The organism is Streptomyces sp. NPDC056835 (assembly GCF_042789485.1).
GTDB lineage: Bacteria > Actinomycetota > Actinomycetes > Streptomycetales > Streptomycetaceae > Streptomyces.
Genome location: NZ_JBHUBB010000011.1, coordinates 180,044 through 200,807, shown reverse-complemented (window position 1 = coordinate 200,807; position 20,764 = coordinate 180,044). Strand labels below are relative to the sequence as shown.

Sequence of the window (20,764 nt, the reverse complement as noted above, 5' to 3'; positions counted from 1 at the left end):
CCCCTCGCTCCCTCCGCTCCCCGCATGTCCCAACGCATGTCCCAACGCGCGTTCGGATTGGGGCGGTTGGGGCGGATGTATACGGTTTCCTCACCCGTCCGGCCCACACCCGGCACCCGAAGAGGTGGTTTGGCGTCGGCGCCCCTCTTCCGCGGCGATGGCGTCCGGCAGTCTCCTCCCGTGCCGGACAGTCCGGCCCGAATCGTGTCAGGAGAATTCATGTCGGCATACAAGCTGAACTGGGCCGCCGCAGCCGCCGTTCTCGCGGGAACGATGCTTGTCGCGTCGATGACGCCGACCGCGTCGGCGCGGCCCGATACGGACAGGCCGGTCACGGACAGGGCGGTCACCGTTCAGCAGCTCAGCCTGCGCCTGGCTTCCGACCCCAGCCAGGTGGCCAACGTGAAGGGCGGCGGCAACGCGAACGGTACTCCGGTCATCCAGTGGCCCTGGTCCGGCACCTCGAACGAGCGCTGGGAGGCCACGGCCAAGGGCGGCGGCTACTACCAGTTCGCCTCCCGGGAGAGCGGAAAGTGCCTGAACGTCAAGGGCGGTGGCAACGCCAACGGCACCGAGGTCATCCAGTGGACCTGCGGCAACGACGCCAATGCCCTGTGGAAGTTCGTAAGGAAGGGCATCGGCTACGAGCTGGTCGTCAAGTCCAGCCAGAAGTGCCTGAACGTCAGGGGCGGTGTCGGCAAGGGCAATGCCCTGATCCAGTACACCTGTACCGGCGTCGACAATGACATCTGGCTGCCCGTCTGGGAACACTGACGGCCACCCCGCGCCGCACCGGTCCGGCACGCTGACGAGCGGCGGGACGCGCGTCGCGGCTGACCCCGAGATCGGCTCATAGGAGGGCCGCCGACACCGTCGGCGGCCCTTTTCCGCTGCTGAGCACCGGGCGCCGGCCAACCGCCTCAGCGGCGGGCCTGGACGAGCGCGTGTGTGCCGCTGGTGCGCCACGGCTTCCCGCTCGCCTCCAGGCCATCCAGCGTGCGGGCGTCGAGGCCGACGATCACATCGGACTTGAGGGTGCGCAGCGCGGCCACGGGACCGGGGAAGTACGCGGTACGTCCGGCGAACGAGGACATCGGCGCCCAGTACCGATCGCCCACGAGACGGCGGTAGTTGAGGTCGCCCTTGAGGATCGTCACGGTGGCGCCCGCGAGGTCACGGCGCAGATCGTCCGGCATCGCGCTGTACGGCAGCGGCGCCCGGAAGAAACCGTGCGCGCGCACCGCGAGCCGCCCGCCCGCCATCGCCGACCAGAGCCGTTCGCCGATCCCGGCCGCGTATCCGGAGGACGCCACGAGCCGCCGCAGACTGTCGATGACGTCCGTCATCGTCGCGTCGGAGACGTAATACGGATACGGCTTGACGTGCAGGACGACGCGGGAGGCGCGGTCGGTGTGGAGCAGATGGTCGAGCAGCACGAGATCGGGGATGAGTTCCCGGCCGGCGTTGTCGGCGATCAGATGTACCGTACCCGCCGCGCCGACGGGCAGCAGGGACCACAGCAGAGGGCCGTCGTCCGCGACGAGGCGCGGGTCCGTACCGCTGTCGGCGGGTACGGCGCCCGAGGCGATCCGGAAGCCGAGGTCGGCGCGGTTGCCCCAGAGCGAGGCGTGCGTCAGCGCGAGCGCCTGTTCGTCGGCGGGACGACCGGCGAGGCCGTCGAGAGCGGCGAGTTCGTCGTCCACCGCCGTGCCGCGCAGCTCGGCGTCCTTGAACGGGGCGAAGGGGTCGACGCCCCGCCACGGGCCCTCGGTGAAGTAGCCCATGGCGTCGAGGAGTACGCGGTAGAAGTAGCTCTCGGACCACAGGAACGGTACGTCGAACCAGGACCGGCCGAACCAGGAATCCCCGGCGGAGTCACGCCCCCAGGCCTCCCACTGGGCCCGGTCCTGCGCGTCCGGGGCGAGTGGACCGATCACCCCGTCGGTGACCGAGCGCAGCAGGGCGTCGAGCGCCCGGTGCTGTGCGGGGGTACAGGGAAAGGCATCGCGTACCTGCTGGATGAGCGCGGGATGGCGGTCTGCCAGTACCCCCCGGGCGAAAGAGCCCGGCTCATTGCCCAGGATCACCGGTGCGTCGTCTGCTGCGGGCATCGCCTTCACGTACTCCTCGATCGGCCGTCCGGCGCGGCCCCGTCGAGCCGCCGTCGTCGTCGTCGGCCGTCCCGGGGACCACCACCGCACCGTATCGGTGGCGGCTCACGCGGCTCACGCGGCTCACGTGGCTCACGCCCACAGCGCCCCGGCGAGGGCGACCCCTGCGAAGGCCGCGCCCAGCCCGGCCACCACGCTGCCGAGGACATTCGCGGCGGCGTACAGCTTCGCACCGTCCTCGGCGAGCCGCAGCGTCTCGTAGCTGAAGGTCGAGTACGTCGTCAGCGCGCCGCACAGGCCGGTGCCCACGAACAGCTGCGTCCGCGAGGACGCGGCACCGGCGGCGACCGCGCCGGTCAGCAGCCCGAGGATCAGACAGCCCACGACATTGACGGCGAAGGTCCCCCACGGGAAGACGGTGTCGTGTCGGCGCTGGATACTCCGGTCGGTCAGAAAACGCAGCGGGGCGCCGATGGCCGCTCCGGCCACGACCAGCAGCCAGTTCACCGTGCCTCCCGCCGGCCGGCATGACGGACGACCTCGCAGCTCTCCAGCGTGACCAGGCCCTCGCGGACCAGCTCGTCAAGACGCGGGAGGAAGTCCCGGATCTTCTCCTCCCTGTCCACGATCACGATCGCGACCGGCAGGTCCTCGCTCAGCGACAGCAGCCGCTGCGTATGGATCAGCGAGGACGCGCCGAACCCCTCGATCCCGCGGAACACACTCGCGCCCGCCAGCCCGGCCTGGTGCGCACGGTGCACGATCTCCGTATAGAGGGGTCTGTGGTGCCACACATCGGATTCGCCGATGAGGACCGTCAGCCGCAGGGCGCTGCCCATCAGCCCGTTCATGTCTGCCTCCACGCGACTACGCGGCGCGTCAGCCACACCGCACTCCACACCGAGGCGAGGGCCGCCACCAGCGTCAGTCCCAGATACGCCATGCCTGTGGCGGGCCGCCCCGAGCCCACCAGGAGCCGGATGTCCACCGCGTACGTCGAGAACGTGGTGAACCCGCCCAGTACGCCGGTCCCGAAGAACGGTCTCACCAGCCGGTGCGCGGCCCACGCCTCGCTGATCACCACCATGAAGACGCCGATCACCGCGCACCCCACCACGTTCACGGTCAGCGTCGTCCACGGAAAGGCGCCGGGAGGGGTGGGCCACAGGAGAGACGCCCCGTAGCGGGCCGCCGCGCCGACCGAACCGCCGAGCGATACGACGGCCACCACCGGCCAGAGCGCTCCCGCCCGCGCACGCCACTGTCCGGTCCTGGCCATGGACGGACCGGGATGGGGACCGGGACCGGGATGGGGACCGGGACCGGGATCGGGTTCGGAACCGGGACCGGGTTCGGTGGGCTCGCCGGGCTCGTTCACCACTGGGGGCCGCGGGCTTTCCATCGGCATACGTCTCCTACTCGCCGGGCACCCGTACGCGGGCGCGCTCCTTCGCAAGTAGGGACCGTTGGCGGTATGGCACCGCGGTTCGGGTACGGCGGGCCCCACCGCCGTGTGGTCGCCCGCCGGGGCCACCACAGACTCCAGGCTAGCGTCACGGCGCGGGCGGCGGCGATCCGGGCCCTGACGACCCCGGTCGCGCTCGGGTCCCGCGGCCTCTCACAGCCCAGGGCCGCCATGACGCATGTACTGGTCGATCAGTTTCGTGCGCGCCACCTCAAGACGGCGGGCCAGGATCTCCGCGATGGAGCGGGTCAGCGCGTAGCCGAGCGCCGGATCGTCCTCGCACAGGGCCCGGACCGCGTGCCCGTCGAACTCCAGGGTGCGCACCGGACTGAACGCCTCCGCCCCGAAGTGCCAGCGGTGCGGCGGGAACAGCCAGGACCAGCCGAGCAGGTCCCCGACCCCGAGCGTCTCGACCATCACCCGACGGCGGCCGGGTACGTACATGTCCAGGGAGACGGCGCCCGAGCGGATCACCCAGAACCGGTCCGCCGGATCGCCCTCCTCGAAGATCCTGGTGTCCTGGGGGAAGGAGACATAGCGGGCCTGTCGCATCAGGAGCTCGCTGTGGCCGGTGGGAAGCACCGTCAACAAACGCGTCGCGGGAGCCATGGTGGGGTACCTCCTTGCCGAACCGCGTGACCGGGCCGGACGGGACATACGGCGCATACGGCCATACATCAGATGGTATCCCCACCGGTATGGCCCGGCGGTCGCCGATGTTGCCACCGCGTGTGACGGATCCGGCGCGGACAGTGCCGGACCGTCCGGCGATCCCGTACCCCGGCCCCCGGCCGAGTCCGGCCCCTCCGGGCTGCGCGATCATACGGATGACGTCGTGGCCTCGGCCACGTCGTGACCCGGACCTTCGTCGTGCACACGAAAGCAGGAGAGTTCGTTGAAGCAGCCTACCTATCTCGCCGCCGCCGACCGCTACGACGGCATGCGCTTCACGCGCTGCGGTCACAGCGGGGTACGGCTGCCGCAGGTCTCGCTCGGCCTGTGGCACAACTTCGGCGGCACCGCACCGCTGGAGAACCAGCGCGCCGTGCTGCGCCGCGCCTTCGACCGGGGCGTCACCCACTTCGACCTCGCCAACAACTACGGTCCGCCCTACGGCAGCGCGGAGGCGAACTTCGGCACGCTCTATACACAGGACTTCCGCCCCTACCGCGACGAGCTGTTCCTCTCCACCAAGGCGGGCTACGACATGTGGCCGGGGCCGTACGGCGAGTTCGGCTCGCGCAAGCATCTGCTGGCGAGCCTGGACCAGTCACTGACCCGGATGCGCGTCGACCACGTCGATCTCTTCTACTCCCACCGGTACGACCCCGACACTCCGCTGGAGGAGACGGTGGGGGCGCTGGACTCGGCCGTACGGCAGGGCAAGGCGCTGTACGCCGGGCTGTCCAACTACCCGCCCGAGCAGATGGAACGGGCCGCCGGGATACTCAAGGACCTCGGTACCCCGTTGCTGATCAATCAGCACCCGTACAACATCCTGGACCGCGGCATCGAGCACAACGGTCTGATCGCCGCCTCCGCCGGGGTGGGCGCCGGAGTGATCGCCTTCTCGCCGCTCGCCCAGGGGCAGTTGACGGACCGTTACCTCGATGGAGTGCCCGCCGACTCGCGGATGGCCGTGGGCCACTTCCTCAAGCGGGACGCGCTCAGCGAGCGGAAGCTGACCCTGCTGCACGCGCTCAACAAGCTCGCGGGCGAGCGTGGACAGACCCTGGCGCAGCTGGCGCTCACCTGGGTGCTGCGTGATCCGCGCGTCACCTCCGTCCTCATCGGCGCCAGCAGTGTCGAGCAGCTGGACCAGAACCTGGGAGCGCTGGACGCCACCGCGCTCGAAGAAACGGAACTGGCCGCGATCGACGCTCTGTTGACGGACGTGTGACGGGACCCCCGACGTGTGACGGGAGGTCCCGTCGGCGCACAGTGGGACCTCCGCCGGGCAGGTGCTTCCGGCATGTATCCCCATATCACATTCCACGTCATCCCAGGTGTTGACGTGCTCCCGAGCCGTGACGGACCATCACATGAGGGTGCTCAACGGGGAGTTGGGCACCGTGGTGTCGAAGGAGCGGTCCATGGGGAAAATGGCCAAGAGCGACAGCGCATCACGTCCCAAGCCGACCACCATCAAGATCCGACGTCTCGACCGGAGAGAGACCACGGGCGACAGCAACTCGACCGGTTCCTGAACGGGCCGCTGTGCCGGGTCGCTATCTCACCGTCGACGAACTGACCTCTCGCGCCCGGGGCCTGGCCGCGGCGCACCCGGACCGCGCCGTTCTGCGGCGTATCGGCTACTCACGGGCCGGGGAGCCGATACGGCTGCTGTCCATAGGGCGGGGGAGCCGGCACGCACTGGTGGTGGCGGGGCCGCATGCCAATGAACCGGTCGGCGGCATGACGGCCCTGCGACTGGCCCGGTATCTCGCCCGGCCCGACCGGCCGGGCCGGGCCATGGACACGACCTGGCACTTCGTTCTCTGTCTCGATCCCGACGGAGCCCGCCGCAACGAGCGATGGCTCAAGGGCCCGATGACCTTCGCCCAGCACTACCGCCACTTCTTCCGGCCCGGCTTCGCGGAACAGCCCGAGTGGCTGCCCACGGAGCCGGGGACGGAACCGATGCCCGAGACCCGGGCCCTGCTCGACCTCCAGGACGAGCTGCGGCCCTACCTCCAGTGCTCGCTGCACGGCGTGGACGTGGGCGGCAGCTTCGTCCAGCTGACCCGCCGGCTGCCCGGCCTGCCGGAACGGCTCGGCCGGTCCGCCGCCGATCTGCGGATACCGGTGGAGCTGGGACCGTACGACGCCTTCTTCTGGCCGAGCCCGGGGCCGGGTGTCTATGACATGCCACGGCCCCAGGAGACGGATCAGTTCCACTCGCTGCCCGCGGCCACCGCCACCTCCACCTGGTTCCATCCGCACGAGTACGGCACCGTCACCGCGGTCGTCGAAGCGCCGATGTGGGGGGTCGAGGAGGTCGGTGACACCTCGGTCCACCCCGACCCGCCCGGCGCTCTGGAGACGATCAGCCATACGCTCCGGCAGGACGCGCTGTTCCTCGTCGGGCTGCTGGAGCGGGTACGGCCGGGCCTGCCCGCCACGGTGGCGCCGCTGCTCGCGCCGGTCGAGGAGTATCTCGCCATCTGCGGCGGGCTGGCGGACGAATGGGCGCCGGAAGCTGCCCTCCGCGAGACGGGCGGACTGCCGCCGCTGAACCGGGCGCGGATCATGGCCCTCCGGATCGCCGCCCGGCGGCTCGTCGTCCGTACGGCGGGAATGCTGCACCAGATGCTCGCCGCAGGTCACGACACGGCGGGCGGTCACGACGCGGCGGGCAGTCGCGACACCGACGTCACCGAGGGCGCGGAAGTGACCGACGTACGCGCCTCCCTGGACCTGTTCCTCACCCGGCGCTGCGACGCGTTCGAAGCGGACTGCCGGGCCCGCTGGATCCCGGTCCACGACCAGGTGGAGCACCAGTTCAGAATCGTGCTGGCCGCCTCCGAGCTGGCCGCCCGGTTCAGGGAGCCGAGGGCGGTACGGGCGTGAAACCGGACCGGCCGCCACCGCCGGTGTCCGGCTTACGGCGCCCCCGGGTCAAGCCCGAACACCGTGCCTACCGCACCGTGGACGGCAACGTACGCATCGGGAGCGTCGTGTACGGGATCGGGGCCGAGGTCGCCGACCCCGACGGCTGGATCTGGACGCTGACCGAGGCGCTCGACGGGACCCGCGGCCGGGCCGAGTCGGTCGACGCGGTGCTCGCCCGTCACCCGGGCGTCGAACGGGGCGCGGTGTTCCAGGCGATCGCCGAGCTGTACGAGGCCGGGTTCCTGGAGGACGCCGAGGCGGAGCCGCCGGACACCCTCACCGACGAGGACCGCGTACGGTACAGCCGCGGGGTGACGCTGCTGCGGTGGATGGATCTGTCACCGCACGCCACCGCCTGGGAGTTACAGGCCCGGCTGCGCTCGGCCCGTGTCCTGCTGCTCGGCCTCGGCGGAACCGGAGGCTTCGCCGCCCAGGGCCTGGTCGCGTCGGGCGTGGGCCGGATGCACTGCGTGGACGGCGATGTCGTGGAACTGTCCAATCTCAACCGGCAGCCCCTCTATCACGAGAGCGACATCGGCCGGTCCAAGGCCACCGCCGCCGACGCGGCTCTGCGGGCGGTCAACTCGCGGGTGGCGCTGAGCACGGAACACCGCGCGGTCCGCGGTCCCGATGACATCGCCGCGCTCCTCGCGCCGGGCTACGATCTGCTGCTGCTCTGCGCCGACCGGCCGCCGGAGATCCGCCGCTGGGCCAACCGCGTCTGTCTGGCCGCCGGAGTCCCGTGGCTCGACGCCGGCTATCGCGGACCACTTGTCACGGTCGGGGTCCACGCGCCCGGCCGGGGGGCGTGCTGGGAGTGCCACCGCGCGGGCGAGGTCGACCGCCGCGATCTGCGGCTCGCCGCCGGACAGGACGAGGAGGCCGCCTCGCCCCGGATGGAGTGGAACCCCGTCAACGCCGTGACCGCCGGTCTCTCCGGCCATCTCCTGGTCCACGCGGCGATCGCGCTGCTCACGGGCGTACCCGAGATGGAACCCGGCTTCCGCTTCGGTCTCAATCTGATGGCGCTCTCCGAACCCGTGGAGGAACGGTACGAGCGCAGACCGGACTGCCCGGCCTGCGGCACACCGCGCGCCGTACGACGACCGGCCTGAGACGGGTGAGTTCGAGGGCCCGCGTCACCTCCCGCGAACGCGTGCTCAGCGCCTCGTGACACCCTGCCGCCGGTAGCCCGCCCACAGCCGCCCGCCCGCCGGTGCCAGCACCTCCTCCGCCAGCGCGACCAGCGCGTCCGCGTCCCCGTCGAGAGCCGAGCGCACCGCCGCCGCCAGCCGCTCCGGCAGCCCCGGCCGTGCCTCGGCCAGGCGCCGCGACAGCCACTTCCCGCCGCCCAGCCACGCCCCCTCCGCCAGCAGGACGAACTCGGCCGTGCGGCGGGCCACTTCGGTGACGATGAACAGCCGCTCGCCCGGGTCGCCGCAGCCGGCCAGATCGTCCAGAAGGTCCGTCAGGGGGTAGCGGCGGTCGTCCAGTTCGGCGGCCGTGGCCCTCGGCGGCCCCGTCGTCACCAGGCGGCGCGCGTACTCCTGGAGGCTCGCACCCGCGCCGTCGCGGTCCACCAGGAGCGTGCCCGCCGCGCACATGAAGAGCAGGGGCGAGCGCCGCTCAAGGATCTCGCGCTCCACATAGCCTTCCCAGCTGTCCCGGGTGTGGACGAAGAGTTCGGCCGGCCATCCGGCGAACCGCAGGGACTCGCGGTACGGGTCGGCGCCGTCCGCGAGCAGGACGACGACGTCCAGATCGGAGAGGGCCGTACGCCTCGGGGTGAGCACGCTGCCGCCGAGAAAGGCGGCATGGGCCCGTGGGTGGCGCTCGGCCACCAATTCCCGTGCCGCCAGGACCGGATCCATGATCTCCATGGCGCCATCCTCCCAGCCGGTCCGGACGGCACGCCGTCGAATTTCGTTACTCCTTGAAGCGCCGTCGCGCAGTCGAACGGCCGAATTCGTGCTGATTCGGGTCCACTCGGGGCGCTCCGGGGCTACCCTCAACACTTGACCTGCGCACTGTTCGAGAAAGCGAGGGATGCCGGTGTATCTGCCGGATGACTCGGTCGCCCTCCCGCTGCTGGAGCGTGAACCCGAACTCGCCGCGGCGGCCAACGCCGTGGACGCACTGTGCGGAAGTAAACGTTCCGGCGGGCTGCTCGTCTACCGGGGCGCCGCCGGACTCGGTAAGACGGCGCTGCTCTCCGAAGTGCGCCGACTCGCCACGGGGCGTTGCGCGGTGTGGTCCGCGCGCGGCGGCGAGACCGTCACCTCCGTCCCCTTCCATGTCGTACGGCAACTGCTCCAGCCCGCGCTGACGGACGCCGGAGCGGCTTCCGAACCGGCGTCAGGACCGGCGTCAGGACCGGCGGACGGTCCCGCGGACGCGCGGGAACTGCTCGGCGACCGGTACGAGATCGTCGGCCCGGCCCTCGGTATAGCGCCACCGGGCGAACAGCACGCCGACCCGCAAGGGGTCAGGGACGGGCTGGACGCCCTGGTGGAACGGCTCGCCGCGGTCCACGGACCACTCGTCCTCCTCGTGGACGACGCGCAGTGGGCCGACCTGGAGACCCTCGCCTGGCTCGCCTCCTTCGCCGAGCGCCCGGCCGGCGGGCTGCCCGTCCTCATCGTCGTCGCGTACCGCACCGAGGAGGCCATCGGCGAGACCGAATGGTTTCTCCAGAAGATCGGAGCGGCGGCGAAGCTGCTCGTCACGCTGAGCGAGCTGACCTCCGACGCGACGGCCGAACTGGCCCGCGCCGCCCTCGGCGAGCACGCGGACGATCCGTTCTGCCGTGAGGTCTGGGCGGTGACCGGCGGCAACGCGTACGAGACCGTCGAACTGCTCGCCAAGGTGCGGGACAGCGGCCTCGAACCCGTCGAGGAGTTCGCCGGCGAGCTGCGCGCCCTCGGCGCTTCGGCACGCGGCACCGGTCTCATCGCCCGGCTGGAGGAGCTGGGCACGGCCACCACCCGCTTCGCCTGGGCCGCCGCCATCCTGGGCACCGACATCTCACTCGATCTGGCGATCTCACTGTCGGGGATGAGCCACGAAGAGGCCGCCGAGTGCGCGGAACGGCTGCGGGCCGCGCGCATCCTCGTGGGCATGGACCCGCTGGAGTTCGTCCACCCGCTGATCGCGGGCGCCGTCTACCGGGCGATCCCGCCGGGCGTGCGCACCGCGATGCACGGACTCGCCGCCTGGGCGGTCTCCCGCAGCGGCCGGGGATCCGCGGCGGCCGCGCCGCACCTCCTCGAAGTGCATCCGGACGGCGACCCCGAACTGGTCGAGCAGCTGCGCGAAGCCGCCGCCGAACATCTCGCGGTGGGAGCGCCGGACGCCGCCCGGCGCTGCCTCGAACGCGCCCTGACGGAACCGCCGTTGGAGTCCGTACGGCCACAGGTGCTGTACGAGCTGGGCTGTGCCACGCTGCTCACCTCACCGGCCACCACGGTCGGACATCTGCGCGCCGCGCTCGACACCGCGCAGCTGGACGCGGGCCTGCGCGTGGATGTGGTGTTCCGGCTCGCCCAGGCGCTGACACACAACAACCAGACCGGTGACGCCGCGCATGTGGTGGCCACCGAGGTCGCGCGCACCGAAGAAGGACCCGCCAGGATGCGGCTCCAGGGCGCACACTTCCTGTGGGAGGGCGTGCAGGCCATCGAGGAGAACGGCCCTGAGCGCTCACGCCGGCTCGCCCGGCTGGCGGACGGCCTCACGGGACGTGACAACACCGAACGGGTCCTGCTGATGCTGCGCGCGTTCGACGGTACGGCCCGGGGCGAGAGCGCGGAGGAGAACGTCCAGATCGGTGAACGCGCCCTGATCGACGGCCGGTTGCCGCCCGGCGTCGGCTGGGCCGACACGGCGTGGGGCTTCGAGCCACCGGCGCTGCTCGGTCTCTCGTATGCCTTCGCCGACCGGCTCGACCGCGCCGAGAGCCTGTTCCAGGAAGGGCTGCGGGCCTTCGAGATCTCCGGCTGGAGCGGTGGCCATCTGGCCTTCGCCCATGCCCTCGTCGGCTACGGCCACCGCAGACGCGGCCGGCTCGCGGACGCCGAGACGTATCTGCGCGAGAGCCTGCGGCTGGCCGACCGGGTCGGCAACGGTCTGCCGATGCACTGGGACGCGGCGTGCATGCTGATCGACACACTGCTCGCACGCGGCCATGTCGACAAGGCCCTGGAGGCGGCCGAACGGCACGCGTTCGCCCCGCCGTACTCCTCCTCGATCGTCATCCCCGACGCGCCGTGCGTCCGGGGCCGGCTGCTGCTCGCCCTCGGCCGTACGAAGGAGGCCGTCGTCGAACTGGAAGCGGCCGGGCAGGCGTTGATGGCCCGTGGCCGTCACAACATCGTCATGGCTCCCTGGGCGTGCGACCTCGCGCGTGCGGTCGCCGACGACGATCCGCGCCGCGCGGCCCATCTCGCCTCGTACGCCAGGGACCGGGCGGAACGCTTCGGCACGCACACCGCCATCGGGGTCGCGCTGTGCTGCGCCGCGTCCCTGAAGGAGGGCGCGGAGAAGGTCGGGCTGCTGGCGCAGGCCGTCGCTCATCTGGAAGCCTCACCCTCCGCGTACGAACTCGCCGTCGCCCGGGTGGAGTACGGCATCGCCGCCGGTTTCCCGGCCGAGCTGGCCTGTGGGCTCGAACTGGCCGAGAGCTGTGGCGCGGACGGTCTGGCTGACCGGGCGCGCCGGGCGATGGACCCCCGCCCGGCGCCCCGCTGACGTCCCTTGAGGATCGCGGGCCCCGCGTCGACGTCGGAAGGTACGCTCCCTCGGGCGACCGCCGTCACGTACGTACAGGAGACCGGACCCCTTGTCAGAGCTACCCGACCCCTCGGACTCCGCCCTCCGCGAGGGCGCTCACGGCCCCGGTCCTTCCGGCCTCGATCTAAGGGCCGACTGCGCGAACTGCTTCGGGCTCTGCTGTGTCGCGCTGACCTTCTCGGTCTCGGCGGACTTCCCCGTCGACAAGGACGCCGGAGAGCCCTGCCGCAATCTGCGGACGGACTTCCGCTGCGGGGTCCACCGCACCCTGCGGGAGCGGGGCTTCCAGGGGTGCACGGTCTACGACTGTTTCGGCGCGGGCCAGAAGGTCTCGCAGCGCACCTTCGGCGGACGGGACTGGCGGCAGGCGCCGGAGACCGCGGAGCGGATGTTCGCCGCGCTTCCCGTGATGCGGCAGCTCCAGGAACTGCTCTGGTACCTCGACGAAGCCCTCGCGCTCGAACCCGCCCGTACCCTTCACGACGCGATCCGCCGCGCCCTGGACGAGACCGAGCGCCTTACCCGAAGCGCCCCCGAGGCCCTGCTCGAACTGGACGTGGCGGCGCGGCGCGCGGCCGTCAACACCCTGCTGCTGCGTACGAGCGAGCTGGTGCGGGCCCAGATCCGGGGCAGGCGGAAGAACCGCAGGGGCGCCGACCTCTTCGGCGCGAAGCTCAAGGGCGCGGATCTGCGCGGCGCCGATCTGCGCGGGGCGTATCTGATCGCCGCCGATCTGCGGGGGGCCGATCTGCGCCTGGCCGATCTGATCGGCGCCGACCTGAGGGACGCGGATCTGCGGGGCGCCGATCTGACCGGCAGCATCTTCCTCGTCCAGACCCAGGTCAACGCGGCGAAGGGGGACGCCGCGACCAGACTCCCGCCGGCACTCACCCGCCCCGCTCACTGGTAGGCCCCGCTCAACGCTCAGGCCCCTCTCGACGGGCGGGTGTCCGGCTCCCCGCCGAGTATCGCGCTCAGTGGATGATCTCTTCCTCCTCCGGCCGCCGCCGGCCCGAACGCCGTACGACGAAGAGTCCGACGGCCGCGAGACACGCCGAGCTCACGAAGGCCGCGGGCACCAGATAGCCCGCCCCGGAACCATCGCCCTCCGCCCGCGCGACGCTCACGGACCGCGCTCCCGGCGCTGCCCCCGCCACCTTCGCCATCGGACTCGACCCCGGACCCGCCGGTGCGGGCGAGGTCGGAGGCATCGGCGGGACGGGCGGGGGTGGCGGCTTGAGCGTGCCCACCGGAACGACCCGCTTCCCCGCGGCGAAGCCCCAGTCCAGCAGCTCCCTGGCCTCCTCGTACACCGCGTGGACACCGCCCCACTGCGGGTTCATCACCGTCACCAGCAGCGTGCGGCCGCCGCGCTTGGCCGCCGCGATCAGGGTGTAGCCGGCCTCGGAGGTGAAGCCGTTCTTGACGCCGATCAGCCCCGGATAGGGCTCGACGCCGTCCTCGCCGCTCAGCAGCCGGTTGGTGTTGACGATGCCGCCTTCGCCGGGGAACTCGGCGTCGACGGTCGAGCTGTACCGTACGAACTCCGGGGAGGCCAGCCCCGCACGGGCGAAGACCGACAGGTCGTACGCCGACGACACCTGACCGGGAGCGTCATAGCCGTCCGGGGACACGACATGGGTGTCCAGCGCGCCCAGCTGCTTGGCCTTCTTCCGCATCTGAGCGACCGTCGAGTCCCAGCCGCCGTTCATCGCGGAGAGCGCCCGCACCGCGTCATTGCCGGAGCTGAGGAACACGCCCCGCCACAGATCGGCCACTTCGTACGACTCTCCGCTGACGATTCCCACGGTGCTGCTGCCGGGGCCGATGTCGTCCAGCTCCTCCTCTTTGACGGTGTGCTTGGAGTGTTCGGCCAGGCGCGGCAGCGCGGTGACGGCGAAGAGCGTCTTGAGGGTGGAGGCCGGAGGCAGTTTGAGATGCGCCTCGCGCGCGGCGAGCACTTCGCCCGTACCGGCGTCCGCGACCAGCCAGGACATCGCCGACAGCTCCGGCGGAGCGGGGACGCCGGGCTTGGGCCGCGCATGTGTACCCGGCCGGTACAGCAGCGCGCGGTCGATATCGGCTCCCGGGGCGCTCGCGGGACCATGGGCGCCGGCGGCCGGCCCGTGCGCGGCGGAGACGGACCGGGGGGATCCATGAGCCCCGGGAGATCGGTGAGCTCCGGGAGATCCATGAGTTCCGGGAGCCCCGGAAGTCCCGGGAGATCCGGCTGAGCCATGGACGCCGGGGGAGCCGGCGACCGCGGGGACTCGGGGCAGGCCCGGAGCCCGTACGGCCGGATCGCTGCGGGAGTCCGCGGCGGCCGGCGGGGACGGCGGCAGAAGGACCAGCAGGCCGGTGGCGAGAGCCACCGTGCCGGAGAGCGCGGAGCGCGTCACGGATCTGATGATCATTCAGCCACGGTAGGAACGGACCGCGTCCCGCGCCCCTCACATGAGCCGAGCGGGTGTACTACTGTCCGGTCGGCCCTTCCGGGTTTCGGCCGGCGCGCACCCGTCACGGATAGCGGACCCGATAGCGCAAATGGGTGACGCCGATGCCCTGGGCCGTCGACAGCGGCCCCTCCAGCTCCACCGGGACGTTCTTCAGCTGACCGAAGAACGGCGTCCCGGCGCCGAGCAGCACCGGTACGAGATCGATCCACACCTCGTCGAGCAACCGCGCGTCCAGGCACTGCCGCGCGATCGTGCCGCCGTTGACGGTGACCGTTCTGCCGGGCCCCGCCAGCTCCTTGGCCCGTTCCACGGCGCTCTCGATACCGTCCGTGACGAACGTGAAGGGCGCGTCCACGTACGGCCAGTCCTCCGGTACGTGGTGCGTGAGCACGACCACCGGGCACCCGATCGGGTGATTTCCCTCCCAGCCCGAGGTGAGATCGAAGAGCCGCCGGCCGATGACCAGCGCGCCGGTGCGCTCGACCGTGGCTCGCCACGCCTCCACGCTCACCGGGGACATGGTGAAAGTGAGGTCGTCACGGGCGGTCGGCACGCGCACCGTACCGTTGCCGTACCACGGGAACAGCTTGTCGAAGCCCGTCTCCTCCGGGCCCGCGATATAGCCGTCGAGCGACATGCTGGCGCCGGTGCAGACCTTGTTCGTCCTCATCGGTCGGCGGGCTCCGGCGCGGCGGCCGGGCTGGGACCAGGACCAGGCCCGGAACGGGGATCGGGGCCGGGGTCGGGGCCGGGGTCGTCGAGAACGGAGCCGGTGGCCGTGGCCGCGGCCGGAGTGGCGGCGGCCGGGGCGGGCTCCTGCGTCATCCCGGTCACGCCCGTCATCTCGATCATCCCGGTCATCTCCGTGCCGATGACATCGAGCAGCCTGAGCTTGTCGGCGGCGTCCGTGCCCGGGGCGGCGGAGTACGCGGCGATACGGAGATCGCAGCCCGGAACGGTGAGGGTGTCGCAGTCCACGATCACCGGTCCGACATCCGGGTGATGGATGGTTCTGGTGCCGGTGTCGTGGGAGTCGGTGATACGGGATTTCCACAGCACCGCGAACCGGCCGCTGACCCGGCGCAGCTCCCCGATGAGGAAGCGCAGCCGTACATCGGTGGGGTAGTGGACCGTCGCCGACCGCAGATCGGCGACGAGCGCCGCCTCGAACCGCGCCTCCTGCTCCACGGTCTGGCTGACCCTTCCCGGCTGGCCCGTGAAGTGCAGCCAGGCGGCGTTGCGGCCCCGCCCGGGGACCGCCGCCGGATCCCCGAGCAGCGCGGCCCAGAGCGGGTTCCAGGTGATCAGGTTCCAGGCGGCGTCGTGGACCCCCAGCGGGGTCCCCGGGAGCCGTCCGAGCAGCCGCCGCACACTGGGCGGGATATGGTCCGAGACCCGTCCGAGGGCGGGCGGGGACTGCCCGGCGAGCAGGAACAGATGTCTGCGCTCGTCGTCGGAGAGCCGCAGGGCGCGGGCCAGCGAGGTCAGGACCTGGACCGAGGGAGAGGTCGCCCGCCCCTCTTCCAGCCGGACGAGATAGTCCACGGACAGACCGGTCAGCTGGGCCAGCTCCTCATGCCGCAGCCCGGCCTCGCGGCCGGGCTCGCCCGCGGGCAGCCCGGCCTCGGCCGGGGCGATCCGGTCACGCCAGCGGTGCAGGGCCGTGCCCAGCTCTCCGTGTCGGGTCATGGGGTCAGTATCAGCGCGTACGGCGGCAACCGCCTGATAGCGCCCGGTACCGCCGCCGGGAGCGCCCCCGGCACCCCCTCCGGAACCACCCTCCCGAAGGGCCCCCGCCGCCCCCGCCGTGACATCCGGCCGACCGGTCGCCCCTTCCCCGAACGTCCCCCTCGGCAACAGGGGTTGCGAGTAGTCGCCAACCGCACCCGTACCGCCGTGATCGCGATTACGGTTGATCCGGAACGTGGCGCGTGGCCTCCGTCGGCGCCTCGCCATGGACCTTCGCCGGGGCGCGGGGACCAGGCCCGGCGGATCGTACCGGGGGACCGGGCCTGGTGCCTGGGGACCTGGAGCGGGGACCGGAGAACGGGGAGTGGGGGAGCGGGAATGCTGGAGCCGATGTCACTGGCGGCGATCGCCGCGGTGCTGAGCGCCGTGGGCGCGGGAATGGCCAATGAGGCCGGGAAGTGGGCCTGGGAGTCGGCCGGTGGCCTGGTGCGGCGCATCGTCGGCCAGGAGGTGACGGCGCCCGCGGACCCGGCCGAGCTGGCGGCCGTGGCCGAGCGGATCCATGAGGCGGTACGGACCGATCCCGCGCTCGCCCGCGCCTGGGAGACGTTCGCCCGCACCGCTCCTGTCCCGGGGACGGCCGACGCCGTGCCGGCGCTGCCCGCCTCCATACGGTTCTTCAGGGACCGTCAGGGACCGATGAAGCTCCTGGAGCGCGAGGCCTCGCGCACGGCGGACGGGCGGCCCCGCGTCGCGCTGATCCATGGTCCCGAGGGCATCGGCACCAGCGCGCTCGCCATCCACTGGGGGTGCCGGGAAGCGGAGCGTCTCTTCCCTGGCGGGCAGCTGTACGCGGATCTGCGCGGCGCCTCCGCGAGCACCGCGCTGGACGCGTCCACGGTGCTGCGGAGCCTGCTCGTCCAGCTGGGGATGGCGCGGGACGAGATTCCGCCGGACGCGGCGGGCCGGCGCGAGTCGTTCCGGCGCGCTGTCGCGAGCAGGCGGCTGCTCGTCGTGCTGGACCACGCCCAGTCGGCGGCGCAGGTCCGGCCCCTGCTGACGGCCGCGCCGGAGGTGTTCACGGTCGTGGTCGCGGCCAGGCCGCTGCGCGGTCTGGACGCCCTGCGGGTCCCCGTCGGGCCGCTCTCCGACAAGGACGCGCGTCGGCTGCTCACCGACCTCGCGGGCCGGGAGACGGTGGCGGCCGCCCGCGCCGTACTGCCGCGGGTGCTGGAGCGGTGCGGTGGTTCGCCGTACGCGCTGCGGGCGGTGGCACCACAGCTGGCCGAGCCGCACGGGCTGTCCGGCACGGGTCCCGGCCCGAACCGGCAGGAGGAGGAGCCCACCGTGTCCGACAGCGACCCGGTCCGTACCGCCGTCGAGGGCTTGTACCGCGAGCTGGAGCCCGCCGCCGCCCGGGTCTATCGGCTGATGTCACTGCGCGAGTGGCCCGCGTTCGGCCCGGCGGCCGTCGCGGCCACCGTATCCCTGCCGGAGGCCGAGGCCGTCCGTATCCTCGGCGAACTGGTCGGTCGCGGGCTGCTGGAGTCCGTGGACACGGACCGCTACCGCTACCGTCCCGTGGTCCGCGGCCATGCCGAGGAGACCGCCGTCCGCGTGGACGGCATCCCGGCGTTCTCCGCGGCGGTCCAGCGAACGGTGGACTGGTATCTGCGCTTCGCCGTACGGGCCAGGCTCGCCGCCCTGCCGGGGAGCTGGGGCATCGGCGCGCTCTACGAGGAGCTGGCGCGGACCCCCGGTCCGTACGCCAACGAGGGCGAGGCGCTTTCCGCGCTGGTGGCCGAGCTGGGCAATCTGGTCCAGGCGGTCCACGCGGCCGAGGAGTTCGGCCGGCCCGACGCGGTCTACCAACTGTGCCAGGCCCTCTGGCCGCTCCAGCTGAAGGCGGGGTACCACGACGAACTGCTCCCCGCGCTGCGGGCGGGCGCGCGCGTCGCCGACGCCCATGACCCCGGATCCCGGATGGCCGGGCGTACGCATCTGCTGCTGGCGCTGGATCTGATGGAGCTACGGCGCTACGAGGAGACCGAGCATGAACTGGCCGCCGCCGCACGGGCCGAGGAGCGGTCCGGGCATCTGCGCGGACATGCCTCCTGCGTCGAGTCGTTGGGGCTGCTGAGACTTCGGCAGTGGCGCTTCCATGAGGCGTACGACCGCTTCGACGAGGCGGGGGCGATTCTCGACGGCATCGGTGCCGGGGACGAGGGCGCCCGGGACCTGCCGCGCGCCCGTGCCCTGCTGCACCGGCACCGGGGACGGGCCCTGCGCGGTCTCGGCCGGTACGCCGAGGCCCACGAGCGGCTGGACACCGCGCTGGTGTTCTTCCGCGACATCGCCGAGGAGTCGTACAACACGGCCAGGACGCTGACCGACCTCGCCGAGACCTGTCTGGCCGAGGGGGACCCGGGGGGCGCGCTGCCGCTGATCGATGAGGCGGAAGCCGCGCTTGACGCCGAGAAGGCCGCCTACCATCTCGCGCATCTGCGGGCGCTGCGGGAGCGCTGCCTCAGCTCGCGGGAGTGAGGGGGGAGCTCGGACCACCCGGACCACCCGGCGTGACGGGTGTGGCTGGTGTGACCGACACATGGTGCGGGCCGCTGCCGCCGGTGCGTACGGTCATCCCGCCCGCCGCCAGCTCCTCCCACGTCTTGCCCGCGGCCAGCCAGGCGTACAGGGCCGAGACATACGCGGCGGGGTCGGCGGCGGCGGGGGTGCGGGAAAGCCGCAGCAGTGTGCCGTTGCGCGTACGGACCGTACAGCTGCCGGGACCGGTGACCAGCGCGGCCAGCGCACAGTAGGGATGACGGGCCAGTACCTCCGCCGTCCACTCCTCCGGCGTGCCGTACCGGGGATCGTCCGCCGTGCCGTACCGGAAGATCACATCGGCGAGCGCGCGTCTGTCCGGGTCCAGGGTGTCTTCGTGCACGGCCGTATGCGCGTCTCCGTCACCCGTCGGCTCGGACCGGGGATCCGCGTACCGGCTCACCTCGATCTCACCGGTCCCGAGCAGCCGGGTCACCACCCGCATCGGGGACGTCCGTGTCACCCGCTCGTACGGAGGGAGCGGCAGCGGGTCCAGCAGCGCGGGTTCCTGGGGCTCGGGGATACCGATGAGCCGGTAGAAGTGGCGGCGCAGCAGTGCCGCCGCCTCGCCCGGAGCCGAGGAGACCAGCTCGGCGGGACCGGGACCGGGACCGGGGCCGGTCCCTGACCGACGGCGTTCCGCTCCGTCGAGCAGCGCGTCCAGTTGGGCCCGCAGCGGGGCGTACGGCGAGAGCCGGGGAGCCTGCCGTACGAACGCGGCCACCGGCGACCGCGCGTCGAGCCCGTCCGGCGAAGCCGCGCCCATCAGCACGGGGGTGCCGAGAGCCGCCGCGTAGTAGCTGACCGAGCCGGCGTCCCCGATGACCACATCGGCCGCGATGAGCGCCTGCCGCCATCCGTCCAGCGGATCCACCAGCGCCAGCCCGCCCCGCCGGGCCCGGTCCAGCCAGACGCGGATCTGGCCGGGCCCGTGACCGTGCCAGATATTGGGGTGCAGTACGGCCGCCGACCGGTACTCGTCGGCGGGCAGTTCGGCGGTGAGCCGTGGTAGCAGCGACGGTAGGATGTCCTCGCCGCCGTCCCCGAAGAGGGAGTCGGGGTTCCAGGTCGAGTTCAGCAGGACGAGCCGCTGCCCCGGCCGTACGTCGAGGGCCCGGCGGAAGCGCTCGCGATACGGGAGGCCCGCCAGTATCCGGTCGTAACACGGGTCCCCGGCGAGTACGGCGGTGGGCACCGCCTCGGGGCACGCGGCGCGCAGCCGCTCCAGCTGTTCCGGGTGGGAGAGGACCAGCGCGTCGGCGACGGGCGAGCCGTCGACGAGCAGCCAGTCAGGGGAGAGCCCGAAGACGGGCGGCTGCCCGGTACCGGGCGTAGGGCTTCCCGCTTCGGGCGAAGGGCATCCGGTGTCCGGTGTCCGGTGTCCGGTGTCCGGTGTCCGGTGTCCGGTGTCCGGTGTTGCCAGCCTCTTATTGTAGCCAACGCCATGGGAGAGAACGATCAACTTCTTCGAAAGCGCGTGAAGTTGACCGCCGAAGCTGGCCGAGATCGCCAGATCCACCGGGAGTTCGAGCGCCTGCTCCCATGGCAGTACCGGTACGCCGGTCTCCGCCAGCAACTCGGCGACCCCGGCCCGGAAGGGTGACGAACCGGTCCAGGTGGCGAGCAGTTGCACCCGCAGATCGTCGCGGAACAGTGGCAGGACATCCAGCAGCCGGGTCGCCGAGGTCACGTTGTGCACGACGAACAGCACGAGCTTGCAACGCCCCCGGGTCGCCCAGCGCGCCGAGTCGGCCCCCACCGGCACCCGGACCCAGCCGACCCGCCCCTCGCCCACTGTCCGTGTTCCCCCGTTCCGCCTTGTGGCCGCCGCGTCGACGCCGCCTGTTCCGACCCGCCACGATAACCACCCCTGAGGGTGAAGATCGTTGGCGATCTCTCGGTCGGTCCGCGGAGCCTCACCCTGTCCGATCTCCTGCGGGCGAGCCTGTCGTACGAGCGCGATCACCCGATGATCACCGATATCAGGCCGATTGTCATGCCTCAGCTCCGTTACTCTTCGTGCCTCCATGGAGGCTCAG

The 20,764-nt window shown here is 72.0% G+C and carries 18 protein-coding genes; 8 read left to right on the top strand and 10 right to left on the bottom strand.

Annotated elements, in window-relative coordinates:
• Nucleotides 1-219: 219 nt before the first annotated feature.
• Nucleotides 220-774 (top strand): RICIN domain-containing protein, encoded by a 555-nt coding sequence (locus ACFRMN_RS15330; protein ID WP_383018946.1) that lies wholly within the window; start codon nt 220-222, stop codon nt 772-774.
• Between the two features lie 146 nt (nt 775-920).
• Here the strand turns inward: ACFRMN_RS15330 and ACFRMN_RS15325 are convergent, their stop codons facing one another.
• The 5 genes from ACFRMN_RS15325 to ACFRMN_RS15305 form a co-directional block, all read right to left on the bottom strand.
• A complete protein-coding gene (locus ACFRMN_RS15325) occupies nt 921-2,111 on the bottom strand; it encodes a damage-control phosphatase ARMT1 family protein (protein WP_383018943.1) in 1,191 nt (396 codons plus the stop codon).
• A 132-nt stretch (nt 2,112-2,243) separates the two neighbouring features.
• On the bottom strand, nt 2,244-2,618 hold the full coding sequence (crcB, locus tag ACFRMN_RS15320) for a fluoride efflux transporter CrcB (protein ID WP_383018941.1): 375 nt from the start codon (nt 2,616-2,618) through the stop codon (nt 2,244-2,246).
• On the bottom strand, nt 2,615-2,962 hold the full coding sequence (locus tag ACFRMN_RS15315; RefSeq protein ID WP_383018938.1) for a DUF190 domain-containing protein: 348 nt from the start codon (nt 2,960-2,962) through the stop codon (nt 2,615-2,617). Before ACFRMN_RS15315 ends, crcB begins: the two co-directional genes overlap by 4 nt.
• The gene (locus tag ACFRMN_RS15310; protein ID WP_383018936.1) at nt 2,959-3,390 is read right to left on the bottom strand and encodes a fluoride efflux transporter FluC; all 432 of its coding nucleotides are present in this window, start codon (nt 3,388-3,390) and stop codon (nt 2,959-2,961) included. The genes ACFRMN_RS15315 and ACFRMN_RS15310 overlap by 4 nt, the downstream gene beginning before the upstream one ends.
• A gap of 339 nt (nt 3,391-3,729) precedes the next feature.
• Nucleotides 3,730-4,185, bottom strand: coding sequence for a cyclic nucleotide-binding domain-containing protein (locus ACFRMN_RS15305; protein ID WP_383018934.1), 456 nt, complete (start codon nt 4,183-4,185; stop codon nt 3,730-3,732).
• Nucleotides 4,186-4,516: 331 nt separating this feature from the next.
• Here ACFRMN_RS15305 and ACFRMN_RS15300 point away from each other — a divergent pair, with 331 nt between their 5' ends.
• The 4 genes from ACFRMN_RS15300 to ACFRMN_RS15285 all read left to right on the top strand — a co-directional run bounded on the left by ACFRMN_RS15300 (nt 4,517) and on the right by ACFRMN_RS15285 (nt 8,303).
• Entirely contained in the window at nt 4,517-5,476 is a 960-nt protein-coding gene (locus tag ACFRMN_RS15300; protein WP_383019092.1) for an aldo/keto reductase, read from the top strand.
• A 142-nt stretch (nt 5,477-5,618) separates the two neighbouring features.
• The gene (locus ACFRMN_RS15295) at nt 5,619-5,783 is read left to right on the top strand and encodes a hypothetical protein (RefSeq protein WP_249947521.1); all 165 of its coding nucleotides are present in this window, start codon (nt 5,619-5,621) and stop codon (nt 5,781-5,783) included.
• Between the two features lie 10 nt (nt 5,784-5,793).
• Nucleotides 5,794-7,146, top strand: a complete 1,353-nt coding sequence (locus ACFRMN_RS15290; RefSeq protein ID WP_383018932.1) for a M14 family zinc carboxypeptidase — start codon at nt 5,794-5,796, stop codon at nt 7,144-7,146.
• Complete coding sequence (locus tag ACFRMN_RS15285) at nt 7,143-8,303, top strand: HesA/MoeB/ThiF family protein (protein WP_383018929.1); 1,161 nt, start codon at nt 7,143-7,145, stop codon at nt 8,301-8,303. Before ACFRMN_RS15290 ends, ACFRMN_RS15285 begins: the two co-directional genes overlap by 4 nt.
• A 45-nt stretch (nt 8,304-8,348) precedes the next feature.
• Here ACFRMN_RS15285 and ACFRMN_RS15280 read toward each other — a convergent pair whose 3' ends face one another.
• Nucleotides 8,349-9,059 carry a nucleotidyltransferase domain-containing protein gene (locus ACFRMN_RS15280; RefSeq protein WP_383019089.1) on the bottom strand — a complete coding sequence of 237 codons (711 nt, stop codon included), beginning with the start codon at nt 9,057-9,059 and terminating at the stop codon, nt 8,349-8,351.
• A gap of 175 nt (nt 9,060-9,234) precedes the next feature.
• Between ACFRMN_RS15280 and ACFRMN_RS15275 the strand changes: the two genes are divergently transcribed.
• Both ACFRMN_RS15275 and ACFRMN_RS15270 read left to right on the top strand, forming a co-directional pair.
• The gene (locus tag ACFRMN_RS15275; RefSeq protein WP_383018926.1) at nt 9,235-11,934 is read left to right on the top strand and encodes an ATP-binding protein; all 2,700 of its coding nucleotides are present in this window, start codon (nt 9,235-9,237) and stop codon (nt 11,932-11,934) included.
• A 91-nt stretch (nt 11,935-12,025) separates the two neighbouring features.
• Nucleotides 12,026-12,886, top strand: coding sequence for a pentapeptide repeat-containing protein (locus ACFRMN_RS15270; RefSeq protein ID WP_383018923.1), 861 nt, complete (start codon nt 12,026-12,028; stop codon nt 12,884-12,886).
• Between the two features lie 64 nt (nt 12,887-12,950).
• On the opposite strand, the gene ACFRMN_RS15265 is transcribed toward ACFRMN_RS15270, so the two are convergent.
• The 3 genes from ACFRMN_RS15265 to ACFRMN_RS15255 form a co-directional block, all read right to left on the bottom strand.
• Nucleotides 12,951-14,390 (bottom strand): D-alanyl-D-alanine carboxypeptidase, encoded by a 1,440-nt coding sequence (locus ACFRMN_RS15265; protein WP_383018921.1) that lies wholly within the window; start codon nt 14,388-14,390, stop codon nt 12,951-12,953.
• A gap of 103 nt (nt 14,391-14,493) precedes the next feature.
• A complete protein-coding gene (locus ACFRMN_RS15260) occupies nt 14,494-15,102 on the bottom strand; it encodes a dihydrofolate reductase family protein (RefSeq protein WP_383018918.1) in 609 nt (202 codons plus the stop codon).
• Nucleotides 15,099-16,121, bottom strand: a complete 1,023-nt coding sequence (locus ACFRMN_RS15255) for a helix-turn-helix transcriptional regulator (RefSeq protein ID WP_383018916.1) — start codon at nt 16,119-16,121, stop codon at nt 15,099-15,101. Before ACFRMN_RS15255 ends, ACFRMN_RS15260 begins: the two co-directional genes overlap by 4 nt.
• A gap of 378 nt (nt 16,122-16,499) precedes the next feature.
• On the opposite strand from ACFRMN_RS15255, the gene ACFRMN_RS15250 reads away from it, so the two are divergent.
• Nucleotides 16,500-18,665, top strand: a complete 2,166-nt coding sequence (locus tag ACFRMN_RS15250; protein ID WP_383018914.1) for a tetratricopeptide repeat protein — start codon at nt 16,500-16,502, stop codon at nt 18,663-18,665.
• Here the strand turns inward: ACFRMN_RS15250 and ACFRMN_RS15245 are convergent.
• Nucleotides 18,649-20,520, bottom strand: a complete 1,872-nt coding sequence (locus tag ACFRMN_RS15245; RefSeq protein WP_383018912.1) for a hypothetical protein — start codon at nt 20,518-20,520, stop codon at nt 18,649-18,651. The two genes, ACFRMN_RS15250 and ACFRMN_RS15245, sit on opposite strands and share 17 nt — an antisense overlap.
• Nucleotides 20,521-20,764 lie beyond the last annotated feature (244 nt).